Annotated in this window: 20 protein-coding genes; 17 read left to right on the top strand and 3 right to left on the bottom strand. The window is 64.4% G+C overall.

All coding sequences use genetic code 11. The features are described 5' to 3' along the window. Positions 1-521 precede the first annotated feature (521 nt). Entirely contained in the window at positions 522-2,900 is a 2,379-nt protein-coding gene (locus tag B5V03_RS20490) for a lytic transglycosylase domain-containing protein (RefSeq protein WP_164988154.1), read from the bottom strand. A 294-nt stretch (positions 2,901-3,194) separates the two neighbouring features. Between B5V03_RS20490 and dapA the strand changes: the two genes are divergently transcribed. From dapA to B5V03_RS20470, 4 genes are read left to right on the top strand one after another with little or no spacing between them, the layout of a single operon-like run. Continuing rightward, positions 3,195-4,085: a 4-hydroxy-tetrahydrodipicolinate synthase gene (gene dapA / locus B5V03_RS20485; protein WP_129272204.1), complete on the top strand. Its 891-nt coding sequence runs from the start codon at positions 3,195-3,197 to the stop codon at positions 4,083-4,085. Positions 4,086-4,133: 48 nt separating this feature from the next. Then, complete coding sequence (gene mscL / locus B5V03_RS20480; protein ID WP_129272395.1) at positions 4,134-4,547, top strand: large conductance mechanosensitive channel protein MscL; 414 nt, start codon at positions 4,134-4,136, stop codon at positions 4,545-4,547. 59 nt (positions 4,548-4,606) lie between these two features. Continuing rightward, positions 4,607-5,080, top strand: a complete 474-nt coding sequence (smpB, locus tag B5V03_RS20475; RefSeq protein ID WP_094891864.1) for an SsrA-binding protein SmpB — start codon at positions 4,607-4,609, stop codon at positions 5,078-5,080. A 4-nt stretch (positions 5,081-5,084) separates the two neighbouring features. Further along, the gene (locus B5V03_RS20470; RefSeq protein WP_129272203.1) at positions 5,085-5,666 is read left to right on the top strand and encodes a peroxiredoxin; all 582 of its coding nucleotides are present in this window, start codon (positions 5,085-5,087) and stop codon (positions 5,664-5,666) included. A 9-nt stretch (positions 5,667-5,675) separates the two neighbouring features. Here B5V03_RS20470 and B5V03_RS20465 read toward each other — a convergent pair whose 3' ends face one another. Further along, on the bottom strand, positions 5,676-6,350 hold the full coding sequence (locus tag B5V03_RS20465; RefSeq protein ID WP_129272202.1) for a uracil-DNA glycosylase: 675 nt from the start codon (positions 6,348-6,350) through the stop codon (positions 5,676-5,678). Next, positions 6,331-6,975 (bottom strand): NYN domain-containing protein, encoded by a 645-nt coding sequence (locus tag B5V03_RS20460; RefSeq protein WP_129272201.1) that lies wholly within the window; start codon positions 6,973-6,975, stop codon positions 6,331-6,333. Before B5V03_RS20460 ends, B5V03_RS20465 begins: the two co-directional genes overlap by 20 nt. Before the next feature lie 327 nt (positions 6,976-7,302). On the opposite strand from B5V03_RS20460, the gene rpoZ reads away from it, so the two are divergent. The 13 genes from rpoZ to B5V03_RS20395 all read left to right on the top strand — a co-directional run bounded on the left by rpoZ (position 7,303) and on the right by B5V03_RS20395 (position 21,522). Continuing rightward, positions 7,303-7,695 carry a DNA-directed RNA polymerase subunit omega gene (gene rpoZ / locus B5V03_RS20455; protein ID WP_008133017.1) on the top strand — a complete coding sequence of 131 codons (393 nt, stop codon included), beginning with the start codon at positions 7,303-7,305 and terminating at the stop codon, positions 7,693-7,695. Between the two features lie 208 nt (positions 7,696-7,903). Next, positions 7,904-10,189, top strand: coding sequence for a RelA/SpoT family protein (locus B5V03_RS20450; protein ID WP_129272200.1), 2,286 nt, complete (start codon positions 7,904-7,906; stop codon positions 10,187-10,189). Between the two features lie 45 nt (positions 10,190-10,234). After that, the gene (locus tag B5V03_RS20445) at positions 10,235-10,987 is read left to right on the top strand and encodes a pyridoxine 5'-phosphate synthase (protein ID WP_129272199.1); all 753 of its coding nucleotides are present in this window, start codon (positions 10,235-10,237) and stop codon (positions 10,985-10,987) included. Further along, positions 10,984-11,403 carry a holo-ACP synthase gene (gene acpS, locus B5V03_RS20440; RefSeq protein WP_008133011.1) on the top strand — a complete coding sequence of 140 codons (420 nt, stop codon included), beginning with the start codon at positions 10,984-10,986 and terminating at the stop codon, positions 11,401-11,403. Before B5V03_RS20445 ends, acpS begins: the two co-directional genes overlap by 4 nt. Before the next feature lie 250 nt (positions 11,404-11,653). Beyond that, positions 11,654-12,418, top strand: coding sequence for a signal peptidase I (gene lepB / locus B5V03_RS20435; protein WP_129272198.1), 765 nt, complete (start codon positions 11,654-11,656; stop codon positions 12,416-12,418). After that, positions 12,415-13,248 carry a ribonuclease III gene (rnc, locus tag B5V03_RS20430; RefSeq protein WP_129272197.1) on the top strand — a complete coding sequence of 278 codons (834 nt, stop codon included), beginning with the start codon at positions 12,415-12,417 and terminating at the stop codon, positions 13,246-13,248. Before lepB ends, rnc begins: the two co-directional genes overlap by 4 nt. Next, complete coding sequence (gene era / locus B5V03_RS20425; protein ID WP_129272196.1) at positions 13,238-14,164, top strand: GTPase Era; 927 nt, start codon at positions 13,238-13,240, stop codon at positions 14,162-14,164. Before rnc ends, era begins: the two co-directional genes overlap by 11 nt. 21 nt (positions 14,165-14,185) lie before the next feature. Then, positions 14,186-14,566, top strand: a complete 381-nt coding sequence (locus B5V03_RS20420) for a hypothetical protein (RefSeq protein ID WP_129272195.1) — start codon at positions 14,186-14,188, stop codon at positions 14,564-14,566. A 140-nt stretch (positions 14,567-14,706) separates the two neighbouring features. Continuing rightward, complete coding sequence (gene recO / locus B5V03_RS20415; protein ID WP_129272194.1) at positions 14,707-15,459, top strand: DNA repair protein RecO; 753 nt, start codon at positions 14,707-14,709, stop codon at positions 15,457-15,459. A gap of 100 nt (positions 15,460-15,559) precedes the next feature. Next, complete coding sequence (locus tag B5V03_RS20410; protein WP_129272193.1) at positions 15,560-15,838, top strand: hypothetical protein; 279 nt, start codon at positions 15,560-15,562, stop codon at positions 15,836-15,838. Positions 15,839-15,899: 61 nt separating this feature from the next. Further along, a complete protein-coding gene (parC, locus tag B5V03_RS20405; RefSeq protein WP_129272192.1) occupies positions 15,900-18,158 on the top strand; it encodes a DNA topoisomerase IV subunit A in 2,259 nt (752 codons plus the stop codon). Between the two features lie 264 nt (positions 18,159-18,422). Beyond that, positions 18,423-19,973 carry an ABC transporter substrate-binding protein gene (locus B5V03_RS20400; RefSeq protein ID WP_129272191.1) on the top strand — a complete coding sequence of 517 codons (1,551 nt, stop codon included), beginning with the start codon at positions 18,423-18,425 and terminating at the stop codon, positions 19,971-19,973. A 4-nt stretch (positions 19,974-19,977) separates the two neighbouring features. Continuing rightward, positions 19,978-21,522: a GMC family oxidoreductase gene (locus tag B5V03_RS20395; RefSeq protein WP_129272190.1), complete on the top strand. Its 1,545-nt coding sequence runs from the start codon at positions 19,978-19,980 to the stop codon at positions 21,520-21,522. The last annotated feature ends 875 nt before the right edge of the window (positions 21,523-22,397 follow it).

Below are 22,397 nucleotides of genomic sequence, written 5' to 3'. Positions count from 1 at the left end.
AACCGCTGGGGGCCTTTTCGCTTGAGCCGATGAATCGTTAGTGGTCGAAGGGCAGGCGACGGTCGTAAGGACGAACCCGGTCCCGGAACGGAGGCGGCCTCTCAGGTTCTGAACCGCAACCGTCCTTATTTCACGTCCAGGGTCCGGCAGTAGTTGGAGCTCTCAATGCTGGTCCAACCCCTCTCCATCCTATTGGTTTGGCAATCGTAGAAGGTTTTGAAGTTGAGAACGTTTCTGCAGTTGTGACCCACACCACTGGACAGGGAGCATTGGCCCCAGGGCCATTGCTGGTTTGGGCTGCGACTTTGAGGGGGGCGGCACCCGCTGACGCAATCGACATGGCGACAAGAGCAAAAGCGGACATTGCCAACGTCTTCATGGCTTTCCTCGTTTTTGTTGACCTGGGACAGCAGATGCCTATCCCCAGACAAATGCGACCAGAGCGCGCGTGAAGTATCTCCCTCAATCAGGCGTGTCAGGGTGATTAAGGGGGACAGGCTTTCGCTCGAGAGAAGCCGCCGCTACTCGACGCTGCCGGCGCCGCGGCGCAAATCAGCTTCGATCTGCAACCGCGTGCCGCCGCCGAAGCGGGCGCGGTAGACCTGAAGGTTCTCCATGATCCGCTGCACGTAGTTGCGCGTCTCGGAGAACGGAATGAGCTCAACCCAGTCGACGGCGTCGACCTTGGGGTCGCGCGGATCGCCGTAGCGGTCGACCCACTTCTTCACGCTGCCGCGGCCGGCATTGTAGGCGGCGAAGGTCATGATGTAGGAGCCGCGATAATCCTCGAGCAGCCCGCCGAGCTCAGCTGAGCCGAGCGTGGCGTTGTAGACCGAATCGTTCTTCAGCCGCCCGAGATCGTAAGTCGCGCCGTGCCGCTTGCAGACATAGCGCGCGGCGTCCGGCGTCACCTGCATCAGCCCATAGGCCTGCGCCGGCGAGACAACGGAGGGGTTGAATGCGCTTTCTTGCCGCGCGATCGCATAGACGATGCTGCGCTCGACCTCGGGGCCGATCGGCGTGAACTGCGGAATGCCGTTGACGGGATAGGCGTAGAAGTCGAACGGCAGGCCGCGGTTGAGCGCGGCCTTGCCGAGCAGCAGCATGCCGCGCGCATCGTTGTAGCGCTGGGTCAGCTCGCCGAGGCCGGTCAGCGCCTCAGGATCGCCGTTCTCGCCCATGTCGGCGAGAACAGGTATCGCCATCTCGCGCTCGTCGAGCTCGTAGAGCAGTTGCGCGGCGCGCACGATCTCGAGCCGCTCGGCGCCGCGGCCGCGCGGCTGGCTGTTGAGCTCGATCTGCGGCAGGCCGAGCTTTGCGCGCGCGAGCTGGCCGTAATAGCTGGTGGATTGCTCTGCGGCGCGCGCGTAGGCGTTACGCGCCTCTTGCTGGCGACCGGCGGCCTCCGCGGCGCGGCCCTGCCAATAGCCGGCGCGCGCGAGCGTGGTGGGATTGACGCTACCGACGCCGATGCGGGCGAAATGCTGGGCGGCAATGGCGGGGTCATTGAGGAAGCGCAGCGCGATCCAGCCCGCGGTGAATTCCTGCTCGGTCTTGTAGATGTCGCGCGAGGGCAGCGCCGCATCGCGCGCGATCAGATAGGCGCTGCGGAATTCCTCGGTGTCGATCATCTTGCGCGCCAGGAGGCGCCGCTCGATCCACCATTCGTCGAGATTGTAGAGCCGGTTTGGATCCTTCGGCGCCGACAGCATGAGCTGGGCGGCCTCAGTAAACTTCTCCTCGCGGCGCAACAGCTGGATCTTGCTGAAGATGAAGCCGGGATCGCTGTGCAGCTCGCGCGGCACCGCGTCGAGCAGGGCGTGTGCGTTCGGTGCCTTCTTGACGGCGGCGATACGCGCCTTGGCGAGCGCGACGTAGCCGGCGCCGAGGCGCTTTGCCGCGCGCAGCGCCGCTTCGTTCTCGCTGCCGTAAAGCAGCGTGTCCATCCGCGCCTTCTGGTCGCCCGGCGTGAGCAGGGCGCCGAACTGGTCGAGCGCGTTGTTCTCGGTGTCCTCCGACATCGGATCGCTGCGCCAGGCCTCGCGCACCAGCCGCTCGGCATTGGCGCGGTCGCCGCGTGCCAGCATCGCCTTGGCGAGCGTGAAGCGGCCCTTGGCGGAGACGGGGGATTCGCCCTCGAACCAGGACCACGCGACACCATCGTCGCGCCTGTCGTCCCACATTGCTGCCTCGAGGCGGCGACGCAGGAAGGTCTGCGACGGCCAGCTCGGATTTGCGGAGAGGAAGGCGCGATAGCGCTCGACGGTGGCGCCATTGTCTTCGCTGCGCAGGATGATCCATTCCGCAAGCTTTCGCGCGACCGGGTCCGAGATCGAGGCGGCGTCATTGGTGGCGTCGCCCGCCTTGCGCTTGCGCACGAGCTCGATGACGTTCTCCAGCGTGTCCTTGTCGGCCTGCGACGTCGACGAGGTTGCAGCGACCGCAGCGGGCGTCACCGGCTTGCGCGGCGCGGCGTGCTGGCGGGTTGCCGGCGCAAGCGCGGGCGCTGCGATCGGCTTGGCGGTGGCCGCCGGGGCCGTGGGTCTGACGGTGGCCGTCACGGCCGGCGCAGGGGTGGTCTTCGGAGCTGAACCGTGGGCGGCGGGCTGTGACTTTGGCGCGGCGGCCGCTGCGGCAGGCTTGGGCTTGTCCTTCGCGGGCTCCTTACCGGCGTTCTTGCTCGCGTCCTTGCCCGGCTTCTTCGCTGCATCCTTGGCCGGGGCGCTCGCCGCGCCCTTGGTAGCGCCTTTGGCTGCGTCCTTCGAAGTTTCCTTGCCGGTTCCCTTGGTAGACCCCTTCGCGGCGTCCTTGGCCGCGGGCTTCGCGGGTTCCTTGGTCCCTTCCGCAGGCGTCTCATTGGACTTGGCCAGAGCGGCGCAGCCGACCGACAGCCCTGCCATCAGGCTTACAACCAGACCCGCGGATCGCCAGGAGGCACGAGGAAAGGAGGTCACGGCGTTTCGTCGCCCCGAATCAGTGAAATGGCTCAAGACCCAGTTGTACAAGATCTGGCTGTATTTGATTGAATATGCGGACAAAATACCAACAGCCGCTTACTTCCGCCGGGTTTGCACCAGCACCGCGGCAAAATCGCGACCTAAACGGTGCGTCACGCGGAAGCGACCCTTTTACCGACCGGACAGACCCGATATGTATGGGGCTTGCTCGAAGATTGCCGCGTACGGAGGAAGTCCATGGCAGCCAAGACGAAATTCCGGGGGTCGTTCACCGCCTTGGTCACGCCGTTCAAGAACGGCTCGCTGGACGAGGCGGCGTTCCGCTCCCTGGTCAACTGGCAGATTTCAGAAGGCACCAACGGCCTGGTCCCCGTCGGCACCACCGGCGAGAGCCCGACGCTTTCCCATGACGAGCACAAGAAGGTCGTCGAATGGTGCATCAAGGAGGCCAAGGGCCGCGTGCCCGTGGTCGCCGGCGCCGGCTCCAACTCGACCAAGGAAGCGATCGAGCTTGCGCAGCATGCCGAGAAGGCGGGCGCCAACGCCGTGCTGGTGGTGACGCCCTACTACAACAAGCCGACCCAGGAAGGCATGTACCAGCACTTCAAGGCGATCAACGATGCGATCGGCATTCCGATCATCATCTACAACATCCCGCCGCGCTCGGTAATCGACATGTCGGTCGACACCATGAAGCGGCTGTGGGAGCTGAAGAACATCGCCGGCGTCAAGGACGCCACCGCCAGCATGGTGCGCGTGTCGCAGCAGCGCGCCGCGATGGGCGAGGATTTCAACCAGCTCTCCGGCGAGGACGCCACCATCCTCGGCTACATGGCGCATGGCGGCCATGGCTGCATCTCGGTGACGTCGAACGTCGCGCCGCGCCTGTGCTCGGAGTTCCAGGCCGCCTGGGCAAAGGGCGATCACGCCACCGCGCTGAAGCTGCACGACAAGCTGATGCCGCTGCACAACAACCTGTTCATCGAGAGCAATCCGGCGCCGATCAAGTACGCGATGTCGCTGCTCGGCAAGCTCGACGAAACGCTGCGGCTGCCGATGGTGCCGGTCTCCGAGCCGACCCGCGTTGCGGTGCGCAGTGCCATGGTGCACGCCGGCCTGATCAACTGAGGCGCCAGCCGGGAGCCGTTCATGCGCGTCGAGGAAAAGGGCACGCGGATGCTCAAGGAGTTCCGCGAGTTTGCCGTCAAGGGCAACGTCGTCGATCTCGCCGTCGGCGTCATCATCGGCGCGGCCTTCGGTGCGATCGTCACGTCGCTGGTCGGCGACGTCATCATGCCGATCATCGGTGCGATCACCGGCGGCCTCGACTTCTCGAATTACTTCACCCCCTTGTCGAAGGCGGTCACTGCCACCAACTTGGCTGACGCGAAAAAGCAAGGTGCCGTGCTTGCTTGGGGCAGCTTCCTCACGCTGACGATCAACTTCATGATCGTCGCCTTCGTGCTGTTCCTGGTGATCCGCGCCATCAACGCGCTGAAGCGCAAGGAAGAGGCGGCACCCGCTGTTCCGCCAAAACCGTCGGCGGAGGTCGTGTTGCTGACCGAGATCCGCGATCTCCTCAAGAAGTGACGCGCGCGCTTCATCCAAACTGTTAGCTTACGCGCGCATCTCGATCAGGTTTGTCTCACATGGCCGATAAGAACGAACGTCCTATCAAGGTCATGGCGGAAAACCGCAAGGCCCGCTTCAACTACGCCATCGAGGATACGATCGAGGCGGGCATTGCGCTGACCGGCACCGAGGTCAAGTCGATCCGCAACGGCAAGAGCACGATCGCGGAATCCTACGCCGATTCCAAGGACGGCGAGATCTGGCTGATCAACGCCACCATTCCCGAATACCTCCAGGGCAACCGCTTCAACCACGAGCCCAAGCGGCCACGAAAGCTGCTGCTGCATCGCAAGCAGATCAACAAGCTGATGGGTGCCGTCGATCGCGAAGGCATGACGCTGATCCCGTTAAAGCTCTATTTCAACGAGCGCGGTCGCGCCAAACTGCAGCTCGCGGTTGCCAAGGGCAAGAAGCTGCACGACAAACGCGAGACCGAGAAGAAGCGGGACTGGAGCAGGGAGAAGGGCCGGCTGATGCGGGCGCGGGGATAGCGGGATGAATCAGAAGAACCTTCTCGAGGTCGATTGGAGCCAGATTCCCGCCCCAGCCGATGACGGCGGCGCCGCGCATCTGACCGGCCTGAAATTGCCAGCGATCAGCCTGCTCGCGACAGACGATAATTCGGTGACGTTGTCGGCGCTCTCCGGCCGCACCGTGGTGTTCGCCTATCCACGTACCGGCGAACCCGGCAAGATCTCGCTGGTCGACGATTGGGACATGATCCCCGGTGCGCGGGGCTGCACGCCGCAGACATGCGCATTTCGCGACCTGTTCGCCGAGCTGAAAGCCGCCGGCGCCGCGCAGGTGTTTGGGCTCTCGACCCAGAGCAACGCCTACCAGACCGAGATGGCCTCGCGCCTGCATCTGCCGTTTCCCGTGCTCTCCGACGAGAGGCTGGCACTCACGCGCGCCCTCAACCTGCCGACCATGGAGGTCGCAGGCCTGACGTTGATCAAGCGGCTCGCGCTGATCATCGACGACGCCAGGATCTCACATGTGTTCTATCCGGTGTTTCCGCCCGACCGGAACGCCGGCGACGTGCTGGACTGGCTGAAGGCCAATCCCGCCAAAGGCTGAGTTGACGGCCTAATCGAGGTCGGCCCTAATCCTCGCGAACACCGACCGGAACATGTCCGTCGTCAGCACGCGGGTATTCGTGTTGTAACGCGAGCAATGGTAGCTGTCGTAGAGCTTGAACGCGCCGGCCTGGTGCACCGCGCCGTGCCCGAAGGGGGCCTGCGAGGCCTTCAGATTCAGGGGTTTGAGCACAGTGTCGTGCGCAATCCGCCCCAGCGCGACGATCGCGCGCAGGTTCGGCATCGTCGCGAGGGTAGCCGCGAGAAACTGGCGGCAGGTGTTGATCTCGACCGGCAGCGGCTTGTTCTGCGGCGGAACGCAATGCACGGCATTGGCGATGCGGCAGTCGACCAGCATCAGCCCGTCATCGGGCCGCGCCTGGTAGATGCCCTTGGCAAAGCCGTATTCGAGCAGGGTGGCGTAGAGCAGGTCGCCGGCATAATCACCAGTGAAGGGACGGCCGGTGCGGTTGGCGCCCTGCATCCCCGGGGCAAGGCCAACGACCAGCAGGCGCGCCTTGATGTCGCCGAATGGCGGCACCGGCGCGTTGTGCCATAGCGGCTCACGCGCGCGGTTCGCCTCGCGAAAGGCGACCAGGCGCGGGCAGAGCGGGCAGTCACGGTCGGGGACGACGGTGAGGGGCTGGCGGCTTGACCGTGCCGCCTCACTCCTCGAAGTCGTCATCACCCCTCGGCGCCATGGTGGTCGCGCGCTGGAGGAACTGCGGGGCGTGGTGTCGTCCCTCGCGATCGCCGCGCTCGCGCGGAGCGGGGCGTTCGGACGGATCGCGGCCGAGCTTGGATTGCAGCTCGACGAGATCGGTGAAGACGTCGGCCTGGCGGCGCAGCTCGTCGGCGATCATCGGCGGCTGGCTCGCGATCGTGGAGATCACGGTGACCCGCACGCCGCGGCGCTGGACGGCCTCGACCAGGGAGCGGAAGTCGCCGTCCCCGGAGAACAACACCATCTGGTCGATGTGCTCGGCAAGCTCCATGGCGTCCACGGCAAGCTCGATATCCATGTTGCCCTTGACCTTGCGGCGGCCGGAGGCGTCGATGAATTCCTTCGTCGCCTTGGTGACGACGGTGTAGCCGTTGTAGTCGAGCCAGTCGATCAGCGGGCGGATCGAGGAGTATTCCTGATCCTCGATGATGGCGGTGTAGTAGAACGCCCGCAGCAGCGTCCCACGGCTCTGAAACTCCTTCAGCAATCGCTTGTAATCGATATCGAAGCCGAGAGTTTTTGCCGTCGCGTAGAGATTGGCTCCATCGATGAAGAGCGCGATCTTGTCGGTAGAGGAAGGTGACATTCAGTTTGCTCGCGTAGTGTTCGTGATTGATCGTTTATTGTTGGCGCAGCGGCAGCAAGCCGCGCAGTTCTAAGACCGCCTAAACCCGTCGAAACCGCAAATCCGGAGAAGTCGGGGCAATCAAGGTATAGTTATGGCGGTCTTGCATACACCCGGCGCTGCCCTCGACGGCAGCCCGGAAAAACACCCGTCCCAGCCCCAATGTGGAGGTAGCAGAGCCGTTTGGCGAGGCCAAATCACAAATTGGCCTTGCGAAACCGGCCCGGTCCCTATAACTAGCCCCAATCATCCACATATTTCGTCCCACCCACAACGGAGCGACAGTCCATGGCTCGCGTCACCGTAGAAGATTGTATCGACAAGGTCGACAACCGGTTTGACCTGGTCTTGCTGGCTGCCCACCGTGCCCGCATGATTTCGTCTGGTTCACAACTAACGGTTGACCGCGATAACGACAAGAACCCTGTTGTATCTTTGCGCGAAATTGCTGACACGACCATCTCGCCGGAAGACCTCCGCGAGGAGCTGGTGCACTCGCTCCAGAAGTTCGTCGAGGTCGACGAGCCCGAGCCCGATACGGTGCCGCTGATCGGTTCCGCCGGCGCAAGCGTCGATGCGGACGATACTGAAGTTGCCGTCGAGCGCATGACCGAAGAGGAGCTCCTGAAGGGCCTCGAGGGCCTCGCGCCGCCGGAAGAGCAGCCCGAGGAGGACGAGTAAATCGTCCGTCGCAGTCGTCGACTTCTTGTGATCTTATCAAAGGCCCGAACGGTTGTTCGGGCCTTTGCTTTTGTTGGCGTTTTCGTGGTTACCATAGCGTTGCCGTTTCGCGCTGCGCACCTGTCATCGAATTGATCGGACGCGCGCGCGATCGGAGCTAAGATGTATGCAACGGGCCGCCTGGTGGTCCGTTTGAAGGCAGGACGGCATGGTGTATCGACGCCGGAGATCAACGCAGATGCAGGCGGCAACCGAATCGGTTGCCGTGGCTCCGACTGCGCCGGTGGCCCGCCCGGCCAAGCCCCGTGCACGGATGATGCGTCAATATGACCTCGTCGAGCGCGTAAGGTCCTACAATCCCAACACCAACGAAGACCTGCTGAACCGCGCCTATGTCTACGCCATGAAGGCGCACGGCTCGCAGACGCGGGCCTCGGGCGATCCGTATTTCTCGCATCCGCTCGAAGTGGCAGCGATTCTCACCGACCTCAAGCTCGACGACGCCACCATCGTGGCAGCCCTGCTGCACGACACGATCGAGGACACCGAAGCGACGCGGGCCGAGATCGATCAGATTTTCGGGCCCGAGATCGGCGCGCTGGTCGAGGGCCTGACCAAGCTGAAGCGGCTGGAGCTGGTGTCGCGCGAGGCCAAGCAGGCCGAGAACCTGCGCAAATTGTTGCTGGCCATTGCCGACGATGTCCGCGTGCTTCTGGTCAAGCTCGCCGACCGCCTGCACAACATGCGCACGCTGGATTTCGTGCCGCCGGAATCGCGAAGGCGCATCGCCGAGGAGACGCTCGACATCTACGCGCCGCTGGCGGGCCGCATGGGTATGCAGCAGATGCGCGAGGAGCTCGAGGATCTGTCCTTCCGCACCCTCGATCCCGACGCCTATTCGGTGGTGATGCAGCGGCTCGACGCGCTCGCCGAGCGCAACCGCAATTTGATCGGCGAGATCGAGGCACAGCTCTCCAACAATCTGCGCCACAAGGGCCTCGGCGCGCGGGTCTATGGCCGCAGCAAGAAGCCGTTCTCGATCTGGACCAAGATGGAGCGCAAGTCCGTCGGCTTCGAGCAATTATCCGACATCTTCGGTTTTCGCGTCGTCGTCAACGACATCGAGTCCTGCTATCGCGCGCTTGGCATCGTCCACACCACCTGGCCGGTCGTGCCGGGGCGCTTCAAGGACTACATCTCGACGCCGAAGCAGAACGATTATCGTTCGATCCACACGACGGTCATCGGCCCCGGCAACCAGCGCGTCGAGCTTCAGATCCGCACCGAGGCCATGGACCAGATCGCCGAGCGTGGCATCGCCGCGCACGTCTTCTACAAGGAAGGCGTGGGCTCGCCGACCGAATTCCTCAAGCGCGAGTCCACCGCGTTCGCCTGGCTGCGCCACACCATCGGCATCCTCTCGGAGAGTGCCAACCCCGAGGAATTCCTCGAGCACACCAAGCTCGAGCTGTTCCACGACCAGGTGTTCTGCTTCACTCCGAAGGGCAAGCTGATCGCGCTGCCGCGCCATGCCAACGTGATCGACTTCGCCTATGCGGTGCATACCGACGTCGGCAACAGCGCGGTGGGCTGCAAGATCAATGGCCAATTCGCGCCGTTGTCCTCGGAACTCCAGAACGGCGACGAGGTCGAGGTGCTGACGTCGGAAGCGCAATCGGCGCCGCCGTCGGCCTGGGAAACGCTCGCGGTCACCGGCAAGGCGCGTGCCGCGATCCGCCGCGCCACGCGCACCGCGGTGCGCGATCAGTATGTCGGCCTCGGCCGGCGCATCGTCGAGCGCCTGTTCGAGCGCGCCAAGATCGAATATGCCGACGACAAGCTCAAGGGCGCGCTGCCGCGGCTTGCGCGCACCTCGATCGAAGACGTCATGGCGGCGGTGGGGCGCGGCGAGATCAAGGCCTCCCACGTCGCGCGTGCGATGTATCCCGACTACAAGGAAGAGCGCATCGCGCGCTATGGCATCAAGAAGGGGCTTGCCGCCAAGCTCAAGGAGAAGCCGTCGGAGCCGCCGCGCAGCCCGGTCGCGATCCCGATCCGCGGCATCAATTCCGACCTGCCGATCAAGTTCGCGCCGAACGGCGGTGCCGTGCCGGGCGACCGCATCGTCGGCATCGTCACGCCGGGCGAGGGCATCACGATCTATCCAATCCAGGCGCCAGCGCTGAAGGATTTCGAGGAGGAGCCGGAACGCTGGCTCGATGTGCGCTGGGACATTGAGGATACCGTGCCGCAGCGCTTCCCAGCCCGCATCAAGGTCGAGAACGTCAACGAGCCTGGTGCACTGGCGCAGATCGCGACCGTGATCGCCGAGCATGACGGCAATATCGACAACATCAGCATGCAGCGCCGCTCGCCCGATTTCACGGAGACGACGATCGACCTCGAAGTCTACGATCTCAAGCACCTCAGCGCGATCCTCGCCCAGTTGCGCGCGAAGGCCGTCGTCGCCCGCGTCGAACGTGTTAATGGATAGGCGCCTTTCGTATTCGTCTGTCCCTCTGATCTCGTGAGACCTGCAATGCCCGCTATTCCGCTCCGCCTCGGCGTCAATATCGACCATGTCGCGACCGTCCGTAACGCACGCGGCGGCCGCCATCCCGATCCGGTCCGCGCGGCGCTACTGGCGATCGAGGCCGGCGCCGATGGCATCACCGCGCATCTGCGCGAGGATCGCCGGCACATCCGCGACGAGGACATGGCGCGGCTGAAGGCCGGGATCTCCAAGCCGCTGAATTTCGAGATGGCGGCGACCGACGACATGATGCGGATCTCGCTCGCCACCAGGCCGCATGCGGTGTGCCTGGTGCCGGAGCGTCGGCAGGAGGTGACGACCGAAGGCGGACTGGACGTGGTCGGCCAGCACAATGCGCTCGCACCCTATATTGCGCGGCTGAACGACGCGGGCATACGCGTCTCGCTGTTCATCGCCGCCGACCCTGCGCAAATCGAGATGGCGGCGCGGCTGCGCGCTCCCGTGATCGAGATCCACACCGGCGCCTGGTGCGACGCCGTGGTCGACGGCCACACCGACAAGGCCGAGGCCGAGTGGAAGCGGATCGTCGCGGGCGTGAAGCTCGCCAAGGCTGCGGGGCTGGAAGTTCATGCCGGCCATGGGCTCGACTATGCGACGGCGGAGACCATCGCAGCCCTGCCGGACATCATGGAGCTCAACATAGGCTACTACATGATCGGCGAAGCGCTGTTCGTCGGTCTCGCCGAGACGGTGCGCAACATGCGCGCGGCGATGGACCGCGGCCGGAGCCGGGCATGATCATCGGCATCGGCTCCGACCTGATCGACATCACCCGCGTGGCCAAGGTGATCGAGCGCCATGGCGAGCGGTTCCTCGACCGCATCTTCACCGCGGCCGAACGGGCCAAGGCGGAGCGGCGCGCCAAGAACGAGAAGATGGTGGTGGCGACCTACGCCAAGCGCTTTGCCGCCAAGGAGGCCTGCTCCAAGGCGCTCGGCACCGGCATCCGGCGTGGCGTCTGGTGGCGCGACATGGGCGTGGTCAACCTGCCCGGGGGACGGCCGACCATGCAGCTGACCGGAGGGGCGCTCGCCCGGCTTCAGGCCCTGACGCCTGATGGCTTCGAGGCGAGGATCGACCTGTCGATCACCGATGACTGGCCATTGGCACAGGCCTTCGTCATCATTTCAGCCGTTCCGCTGGCCAGACCCTGATCGGTTTGGGCGGTCATTTTATAATTCTTTTTGAAAATCAATGCCTTATTCAGTTTTGGTGCGATCCTTGATTGCGTGGCCTCCGACAACCGTCTAAAAGTCCGCGGACGCAAATCAGGCTGGGCGAATTCGGCTTTACGCCGGAATTGGCCCTCATTATCAGAATCAGGACAATCTCCTTGGGCCGCGAACGGTGGGCAGTTCGCGAGAGGAGGGCGCTCTGTGACCGCCGGCCGGAATTGAGAGAGCAATGAGCGTGACTTCGGGAACGAAAACTGAGAGCGGCGTCGGCGAAACGATCCGGGTCGTGATCCACGCTCTCCTGATCGCGCTGGTGATCCGCACCTTTCTGTTCCAGCCGTTCAACATCCCGTCCGGCTCGATGAAGGCGACGCTGCTGGTCGGTGACTATCTGTTCGTCTCGAAATATTCCTACGGCTATAGCCATTACTCGATCCCGTTCTCGCCGCCGCTGTTCTCGGGGCGGATCTGGGGCTCGGACCCGAACCGCGGCGACATCGTCGTATTTCGCCTGCCGAAGGACGACTCGACCGACTACATCAAGCGCGTGATCGGCCTTCCCGGCGACCGCGTCCAGATGAAGGATGGGCTGCTCTACATCAACGACGCGCCCGTCGAACGGCAGCGCATGAGCGAATATGTCGGCGAGGACCCGTGCGGCGCCGAAAGCGGCGCGATCTCGCGGGTGAAGCGCTGGAAGGAAACGCTGCCGAACGGCGTGTCCTATGAAACGCTGGACTGCGCCGACCACGGCTACATGGATGATACCAACGTCTACACCGTGCCGGCAGGCCATTTCTTCATGATGGGCGACAACCGCGACAACTCCACCGACAGCCGCTTCCTCGGCCAGGTCGGTTATGTGCCGCAGGAAAACCTGATCGGCCGCGCCCAGATGATCTTCTTCTCCATCGGCGAAGGCGAGCATGCCTGGATGTTCTGGCGCTGGCCGTGGTCGGTGCGCTGGAATCGTTTCTTCAAAATTGTCCGATGAAAGACGAAGCCAAGGATATCGCACCCCAAACGACCGAGCCGGCTGCGGCCCCTGGCGGCGAAGCTGTTTCCAAGACGCCTGCGAAGAAGAAGCGGGCGAGGGGCAGCAAGGCCAAGGATAAGGCCAAGGCGGCGGACGCGAACGCCGCGCTCGAGGCGCGCATTGGGCACGGCTTTGCCGACCCGAACCTGCTGATGCAGGCGATCACGCATGTCTCGGCGCTGAAGTCCGGACGCAAGCGCGGCGACAGCTACCAGCGGCTGGAATTTCTCGGCGACCACGTGCTCGGCCTCGTCGTCTCCGACATGCTCTATCATGCCTTCCCGAACGCCGATGAGGGCGAGCTGTCCAAGCGCCTTGCCGAACTCGTGCGCAAGGAGAGCTGCGCCGACGTTGCCAAGTCGCTCGGTCTGCTCGACGACATCAAGCTCGGCTCGGTCGGCTCCAGCGCGGATGCCCGCCTGCGCAAGTCCATTCTCGGTGATATCTGCGAGGCCGTGATCGGCGCCATCTTCCTCGACGGCGGCCATGCGGCGGCGGACGAGTTCGTGAAGCGCAACTGGACTGAGCGCATGCACAAGCCGCGGCGTCCCTTGCGCGATCCCAAGACGGTGCTGCAGGAATGGGCGCAGGGGAAGGGGCTGCCGACGCCGGTTTACCGCGAGGTCGAGCGCACCGGCCCGCACCACGATCCGGAATTTCGTGTCGCGGTGGACTTGCCGGGACTGGCGCCGGCCGAAGGTACCGGCGGCAGCAAGCGCGCGGCAGAGAAGGTGGCGGCATCAGTGATGATCGAACGTGAAGGTGTTGGCGGCGGCAATGACGGCTGAAACAAGCGGCGAAGCGCCCACTGCTACGCGCTGCGGCTTCGTTGCGCTGATCGGCGCGCCGAACGTCGGCAAGTCCACGCTGGTCAACGCGCTGGTCGGGGCCAAGGTCACGATCGTCTCGCGCAAGGTGCAGACCACGCGCGCGCTGATCCGCGGCATCGTCATCGAGAACAACGCACAGATCATCCTGGTCGACACGCCCGGCATCTTCCTGCCCAAGCGCCGGCTCGACCGCGCCATGGTCTCGACGGCCTGGAGCGGGGCGCATGATGCCGACCTCGTCTGCGTGCTGCTCGACGCCAAGGCCGGGATCGACGAGGAGGCCGAGGCGATCCTCACCAAGGTCGCCAGCGTGAAGCACGAGAAGATCCTGGTGATCAACAAGGTCGATCTGGTCCAGCGCGAGAAGCTGCTGGCGCTGGCGCAAGCCGCCAACGAGCGCGTGCCGTTCGCGAAGACCTTCATGATCGCGGCGATCTCGGGCGACGGCGTCGACGACCTCAGGACTACGCTGGCCGAGATCGTGCCGCCAGGGCCGTTCCTCTATCCCGAAGACCAGATGTCGGACGCGCCGATGCGGCACCTTGCGGCCGAGATCACGCGCGAAAAGATCTTTCGCAAGCTGCACCAGGAATTGCCCTACCAGTCCACGGTCGAGACCGACAAATGGGAGGAGCGCAAGGACAAGTCGGTGCGCATCGAGCAGACGATCTTCGTGGAGCGCGAGAGCCAGCGCAAGATCGTGCTCGGCGCGGGCGGCGCCACCATCAAGTCGATCGGCGCGGACTCGCGCAAGGAGCTCGCCGAGATCGTGGGCGTGCCGGTGCATCTGTTCCTGTTCGTCAAGGTGCGCGAGAACTGGGGCGACGATCCCGATCGCTATCGCGAGATGGGCCTGGAATTTCCCAAAGAATAACCAAGAAAAGATCGGTCACCGATGAGCGTACCCAGCAATGTCCGGCGCTTCGAAGCGCTGCTCTATGCGTCGTTGATGCTGGATGCCCTCTCGGTCGCGGTGCAGGACCGTACGCCCAATGCCGAGATGACCGAGCAGATGATCATGACGGCGACGCTGCTCGCCGGCGGCATGATCCTGTTGCTGGTCTATTTCGTCTGGCTGGCTGCTCGTTGGCGCAAGAACTGGCCGCGCTGGGTGCTGGCGGCAGCGCTCGTGCTGTCGGTGATCTCGCTCGGCCAGATCGTCGGGGAAAAAGGCATGGAGCTCGATAGCGCGATCGAGGTCGTCTCCTGCGTGCTGACGACGATGGGCCTGTATTTTTCCTTCAGCGGCGATGCCCAGGGCTGGTTCAACGCGTGAGATTTCGCGCGGTGCCGTAGGGTGGGCAAAGGCGCGCCCTTGCGCGCTGTGCCCACCATTATCGCGCTGGGGATCAAATTGGTGGGCACGCTTCGCTTTGCCCACCCTACGGCCGATCGAAATGCGCTAAGCTTCCTCCCATGGAATGGACCGACGAAGGCATCGTGCTGGGCGTGCGGCGGCATGGCGAATCCAGCGCCATCGTCGAGCTGCTGACGCGCACGCACGGGCGGCATCTCGGTCTCGTGCGCGGCGGCGCCAGCTCGCGGATGCGTCCCTTGCTGCAACCCGGCAACAGCGTCAGCGCGGTGTGGCGGGCGCGGCTCGACGAGCATCTCGGCACCTACGCCATCGAAGGTCTGAAGCTGCGCGCGGCGACGCTGCTCGGATCGTCCCATGGCGTCTACGGCGTCACCCATCTGGCTTCGATCGCGCGGCTGCTTCCCGAGCGCGATCCGCACGAAAACATCTTTTCGCTGCTGGAACATTCGCTCGACGATTTCGACGACATCGGCAGCGCCGCCGTGCACGTCATCCATTTCGAGCTGGCGATGCTCGCCGAGCTCGGCTTCGGGCTCGCGCTCGAGAATTGCGCGGTGACCGGGGAGACCACGGAGCTGATCTATGTCTCGCCGAAATCCGGCGGCGCGGTGTCTCGCGGGGCGGGCGAGGCGTGGCGCGACCGGCTGTTGCGGCTGCCATCCTTCCTGCGTCACGACGAAACAGCGAGCGATCTCACCGAGCAGGATCTCCAGGACGGCTTTCGGCTGACCGGCGTGTTCCTGCTGCGCCACGTGCTGGAGCCGCGCGGGCAGGCCCATTCCGACGCGCGCGCCGGCTTTATCAACGCCCTGACGCGGCAGCAGGCGAGGACGGTGATTCCCACGCCATGAATTGATTGCGCCTCTGTCTTGCCCCTCGACATGAAGTTCCGCGGAACCAAATCAGGCCGGTGGAATTGGCTCCGCTGGTTCCACAACGGGGACAGCCTAAATGTTGATCAGGGGATTTGCGCTATCAGCGGCGCTGCTCGCATTTGCGCCCGATGCGATGGCCGGCGAGCCGCAACCAGGCGTGTTTCGTCGGGCTTCCTGTACCGTCGTCCGGTACTACGTAGCGAAATATTCCGCTGCGGCCGCAGAGACATGGGCGAGGTCTAAGGGGGCCACGGAGGCCGAAATCGAGGCCGCTCGGCGCTGCCTGACCAATGCGCCGGTCACTGCGCAGGCCAAGACCCCGCAGACCGTGACCGCCGGCTGGGCAGGCCAGTAGGCCGCCCACAGGGAACCAATCGATCCTTGCCCGATTCGCTTCCACGGTTTAACCGGGCGGCATGGGAAAACGATTGATTCCGCCGGAAGAGCCGGCCGAAATTCATGAAGTGCCGCTGCGTGAGGCGCTGGAAGAGCGCTATCTCGCCTACGCGCTCTCTACCATCATGCACCGCGCGCTGCCGGATGCACGCGACGGCCTGAAGCCGGTGCACCGGCGCATCCTCTATGGCATGCGCCTGCTCCGGCTCGATCCAGGCACGGCGTTCAAGAAATCCGCAAAAATCGTCGGCGACGTGATGGGCTCGTTCCATCCGCACGGCGACCAGGCGATCTACGACGCCATGGTCCGCCTCGCGCAGGATTTCTCCTCGCGCTACCCGCTGGTCGATGGCCAAGGCAACTTTGGCAATATCGACGGCGATAATCCCGCCGCCTACCGCTACACCGAAGCGCGCATGACCGACGTCGCGCGGCTTCTGCTCGAGGGCATCGACGAGGACGGGGTCGAATTCCGTCCCAATTACGATGGCCAGTCGAAGGAGCCGGTCGTGCTGCCCGGCGGCTTCCCGAACCTGCTCGCCAACGGCGCGCAGGGCATCGCCGTCGGCATGGCGACCTCGATCCCGCCGCACAATGCCGCCGAGCTGTGCGAGGCCGCGCTGCATCTGATCGAGAAGCCCGACGCCAAGTCCAAGGCGCTGCTGAAGTGGGTGAAGGGCCCGGATTTCCCGACCGGCGGCATCTGTGTCGATTCCAAGCAGGCCATTGCTGAAGCCTACACCACGGGCCGCGGTTCGTTTCGCGTTCGCGCCAGATGGCAGCAGGAAGAGGGCGCCCGCGGCACCTGGGTCGTCGTCGTCACCGAGATCCCCTTCCTGGTGCAGAAGTCGCGCCTGATCGAGAAGATCGCCGAACTGCTGGACCAGAAGAAGCTGCCGCTGGTCGGCGACATCAGGGACGAGTCCGCCGAAGACGTCCGCATCGTGATCGAGCCGAAGTCGAAGAACGTCGATCCGGCGCTGATGATGGAATCGCTGTTCCGGCTGACCGAGCTCGAGAACAAGATTCCGCTGAACCTGAACGTGCTGATCAAGGGCCGCGTGCCCAAGGTGGTCGGGCTAGCGGAGTGCCTGCGCGAATGGCTCGACCATCTGCGCGACGTCCTGATCCGACGGACCAATTATCGCAAGGTGCAGATCGAGAACCGGCTCGAGGTGCTCGGCGGCTTCTTGATCGCATTTCTGAACATCGACGAAGTGATCAGGATCATCCGCAACGAGGATGAGCCGAAGTCGGCGTTGATGAAGCGGTTCAAGCTCACCGAGGTCCAGGCGGAAGCCATCCTCAACATGCGTCTCCGGAGCTTGCGCAAGCTCGAGGAAATGGAGATCCGCACCGAGGACAAGAACCTCCGCAACGAGCTGAAGGGCGTCAACGCCATCCTCGCATCCGAACCAGAGCAGTGGAAGAAGGTCGGCGAACAGGTCGGCAAGGTCCGCGACATGTTCGGGCCGAAGACGCCGCTCGGCAAGCGCCGCACCACCTTTGCCGACGCGCCCGAGCACGATCTCGCCGCGATGGAGGAAGCCCTGGTCGAGCGCGAGCCGGTGACGGTGGTCGTCTCCGACAAGGGGTGGATCCGCACCCTGAAGGGCCACGTCGAGGATCTCTCGGGCCTCGCCTTCAAGCAGGACGACAAGCTCGGCTTCGCGTTCTTCGCGGAGACGACGTCGAAGCTGCTGCTGTTCGCGACCAACGGCAAGTTCTTCTCGATCGACGTCGCAAAATTGCCGGGCGGCCGCGGTCACGGCGAGCCGATCCGCCAGTATATTGATCTCGAGCCGGAGGCCGCTCCCGTCACGCTGTTCGTCAACAAGGGCGGACGCAAATTCCTGGTCGCGAGCCACGAGGGCCAGGGCTTTGTCGTCAACGAGGACGATTGCGTCGGCACCACCAAGAAGGGCAAGCAGGTCCTCAACGTCGACATGCCGAACGAGGCCCGCACGGTCACCGAGGTGATCGGCGACACCGTCGCTGTCATCGGCGAGAACCGCAAGATGCTGATCTTCCCGCTCGACCAGGTCTCCGAGATGGCGCGCGGTCGCGGTACGCGGCTGCAGAAGTACAAGGACGGCGGTCTTTCCGACGTCGCTGTCTTCGAGGCCAAGGCGGGCCTCACCTGGAAGGACTCCGCCGGCCGCGAATTCTCCGCGACCATGAAGGAGCTTGCCGAGTGGCAAGGCAACCGCGGTGATGCCGGCCGCCTGCCGCCAAAGGGTTTCCCGAAGTCGAACAAGTTCGGCAGGGTGATCGGGTAGGGGCGGTAGGACGCGACTGTTGCCACAACATCTGTGTATGCTCCGCGAAAGCGGGGCATCCAGTACGCTGCAGCTTCTCGGTTCGATCACGCCCGCCTCTGGAATACTGGATCGCCCGGTCAAGCCGGGCGATGACACCGATACTGAAGCGCGCAAACGCGCGGCAGATAGTCGTGAACGCATACGTGTTTCGGCCTTATGGGCACGAACATTGCCTTTTGTCTGACGACTTCAACGTTTCAGTCAAAAGGCAAAAACACACCAATGTTCAAACTGAAGGCTTTCATTCCGGCGCTGTTCGGCTTCGCGATTGTCGCAGCACCTGCGCATGCGGCGGGCAATCTCGTTGCGGTGCTCGAGGCGGAGATCGTCACGCTCGATCCGCATTTTTCCACGGCCTATATTTCGCGCACGTTCGGCTACATGGTGTTCGACACGCTGTTCGCGAAGGATTCCAAGGGCGACATCAAGCCGCAGATGGTGCAGGACTGGAAGGTCTCAGCCGACGGATTGACCTACAGTTTCACGCTGCGCGACGGCCTGAAATGGCATGACGGTCAGCCGGTCACCGCGGCCGATTGCGTGGCCTCGCTGCGCCGCTGGGGCACCCGCAGCGCGCTCGGCCGCCGCATTTTTGCAATCACGGCCTCGCTCGAGCCGACCGATGCGAAAACCTTCGTGCTGACGCTGAAGGAGCCGTCCGGTCTCGTCATCGACGCGCTCGGCAATCCCGTCAGCCCGGTCGCCTTCATGATGCCCGAGCGCATTGCCAAGACGCCCGGCGACCAGCGCATCACCGAGATCGTCGGCTCCGGCCCGTTCGTCTACAGCAAGGCCGATCACCGCACCGGCGATCGCATGATCCTGAAGAAATTCGCCGACTATGTGCCGCGCCCCGAGCCCGGCGACTTCCTCGCCGGCGGCAAGCGCGTCAACGTCGACACGCTGGAGATCCGCGTCATTCCCGATGGCGCGACTGCCGCGTCCGCCCTCCAGGCCGGCGAGATCGACTTCATGCAATACGCGCCGTTCGATCTGCTGCCGGCGCTCGAGAAGAACTCGCGCGTAAAACTGGTCAACTTCACCGGCGGGAACATGTTCGCCGGCGCCTATCGTCTCAACGCGGCATCGAAGCCGTTCGACGATCCCGCGATCCGGCGTGTGCTGTGGAAGCTGGTCGACCAGCGCGAAGTGCTCGATGCGCTCGGGCTCGATGCCAAATACGCCACGCCTTGCGCGACGTTCTTCACCTGCGGCACCACCTATGACAGCAAGGCGGGCACTGAAGCAGCCGAGAGGCCGTCGATCGAAGCGGCGAAGGCCGCGCTGAAGGCGACGAAATATGCCGGCGAGCCCGTCGTCGTTATGGAGGCCAATGATCTCGAAGCCCCGCGCGTCTCGGCGCAGGTTTTGGCCGAGCGGCTGAAGCAGGCCGGGTTCAACGTCGATTTGCAGGTCATGGACTGGGCGAGCGTGCTGGCGCGCCGCGCCAAGAAGGAAGGCTGGAGCGTCTATGGTGTTCACGCCGGCGGTTTTGACCTCGGCTCGCCGCTCACCAACGTCATGGTCGCCTTCAACTGCGCCGACTTCACCGGCTGGCAATGCGATGCGCGCATCACGCCGTTGGTGGAAGCCTTCGCCAAGGCGCCGGCCGAGGAGGATCGCAAGAAGATCGCCGGTGAGATCCAGAGCATCATGTACGATCAGGCGCCCGGAATTCCGTGGGGCCAGTTCGCCCAGCCGGCGCTTTATCGCGCGACGCTCCGCAATCTGATACCGTCCGCCATCCCGGTGTTCTGGAACGTTGAGAAGTAACGCGATGTACGATGTCATTGTTGTCGGCGGCGGCTCCGCCGGCGCCGCGGTTGCGGCACGGCTCTCGGAAGATCCCGCACGACGCGTCCTGCTGCTCGAAGCGGGTCTGGACTGGCGCGCTGATGAAGCGCCCTGGGAGGTGAGGACGCCGAACCCGATCCCGATCATCCACAAGCGCGAGTACCAGGAGAAATGGCAGTGGCCGCATCTCCTGACGCGCCGGGTGGCGGAGCAGGAGCCGCGCTTCTACTGGCGCGGCAAGGGCCTCGGCGGCTCCTCGATGATGAACGGCCAGATCGCCATCCGCGGCGTCGCCGATGCGTTCGACGAATGGGCGGCCAATGGCTGCATCGGCTGGTCGGCCAAGGAGGTGATGCCGCTGTTCTCGGTGATCGAGGACGATTTTGAGTTCGGCGATGCCGCAGGGCACGGCCGCGGCGGACCCTTGCCGGTCTATCGCGCGCCACCCGAGAAATGGGGCCCGATCGATCGGGGCTTGCGCGATGCGGCACTGGCGAGCGGCTATCCCTGGTGCGACGACGTCAACGGCCCGGATGGGGAGGGCGTCGCCTGCTATCCCATCAACAGCCGCAACAGCCGCCGCATCACCACCAATGAGGGCTATCTCGAGCCCGCGCGCGGCCGCGCCAATCTGGAAATCCGCGGGCATGCGCTGGTCGATCGCGTGCTGATCAGCGACGGCCGCGCAACCGGCCTCCGTGTTCACATCGAGGGGCAGGGCACCCACGAAATCAGCGCGCGCCAGATCGTGCTCTGTGCCGGTGCGATCCATAGTCCGGCGATCCTGCTGCGCTCGGGCGTCGGGCCTGCGGAAGAACTGAAGGCGATGGGGATCGCGGTCGAGCGCGACCTGCCGGTCGGCCGGCACTTCTTCGACCATCCGCTGTTTCGCGCCACGATCCAGCTCCACGAAAACCTGCGCCCGACCGATCCTGACACCCGCCACACCAATTGCTGCGTGACCTATTCCTCGGGCCTCGCCGATGGCGGCAAGCGCGACATGATCCTGATCGCGTTCAACCACCGCGGCGTCGGCGTGCCCGGCGCGATCGGAGCAGGGCTGTTCAACGCCTATTCGCGTGGAACGCTAAAGCTGGCTTCAACCGATCCGTCGATCGATCCCGTCGTCGAGGAGAATATGCTGGCCGATCCCCGCGACATGCTGCGGATGATGGATGCGGTGAAACGGCTGGCCGTGATTACCTCGCAGCCAGCGCTATCAGGCATCGCCGACTGGATCCGCCTCACCGACACCGATCTGACATTGCCGCAGGCAGCAGCCCTGCCGGACCACGAGCTCGACGCGCTGCTGCGCCGTGAGACCGGCGACATCCAGCATGCCGCCGGCAGCTGCCGCATGACCGGCGTCGGCGACGCTGACGGCGTGGTCAACCCTGATGGCACGGTGAAAGGCATCGGCGGCCTGCGCGTCGCCGACGCCTCGATCATGCCGTCCGACTGCCGCGCCAATACCCACTTCACGACGGTGGTGATCGGCGAGGCGATCGCGCGGATGATGATGCGGTAGTTTCAACCGCACCAGATTCCACCTATTCCGTCATCCTGAGGTGCGAGTGGCGCGATGCAAAAGCATCGCGCCGGGAGCCTCGAAGGATGAACGGCCGCGATGCTTCGATACCCTGGCAGCGACAGCCGGGCCGTCGCCCTTCGAGGCTCGCCGAAGAGGCTCGCACCTCAGGGTGATGGGAAGAGAATTGAGCGCGCTCTTCTTGACTCGTCATTGCGAGCCCAGCGACTTGTTCGCCGAAGCTTCGGGCGAAGGCGGAAGCAATCCAGCATCTTTCCGCGGAGGGATTCTGGATTGGTTCGTCGCAAGGGCTCCTCGCAATGACGGAGCACATGGTGCGGCCATCGCGCTCCGATTCACATTTCAAACAGCAGACACACCATTGCCTTCTCGCGGCTCGTATCGCCCGAGGTTTGCTTCACGGCGCGCCCTCATGGAGACAAGGGCGCAGGGAAGGCCGGGCGCCGGCTGGCACCCGCGATCCGTGCGCCGAAAAAATGCACACGGGGTGGACCACAGGTCTCGCCGGATCGCCCGGCCTTCCCTGCGCGAATGGTTTTAACGGTGTCCTTCGTGCTCTCCCCGGGGAGCGATGCACTATTGCCCCCGTCGCCTTGCGGATAGCTGACGCGCGCGCCCGGTCGGGCCGCCACATCACCGCAAGACTTGACGCACAGACCCCGGGCGTCAGGACCACACGACTTCTCCGTCCGCGCACGTCTTCGCTGGGACTCCGAGGGGTGGCGTGTGCTCGCCCCCCGAAACCATGCGAAGACGCTGTCAGCGTCGTGTCGTGCGCGCGAAGGCTGTTGCTCACGGCCAAATCCGCCCTGCAACGCCAATCGCGCCCGACGCCGTCGCGTCCATCGCTGCCC

This window comes from Bradyrhizobium betae, assembly GCF_004123905.1.
Classification (GTDB): Bacteria; Pseudomonadota; Alphaproteobacteria; order Rhizobiales; family Xanthobacteraceae; genus Bradyrhizobium; species Bradyrhizobium betae_A.
This window is presented reverse-complemented; position numbering and strand designations above follow the sequence as displayed.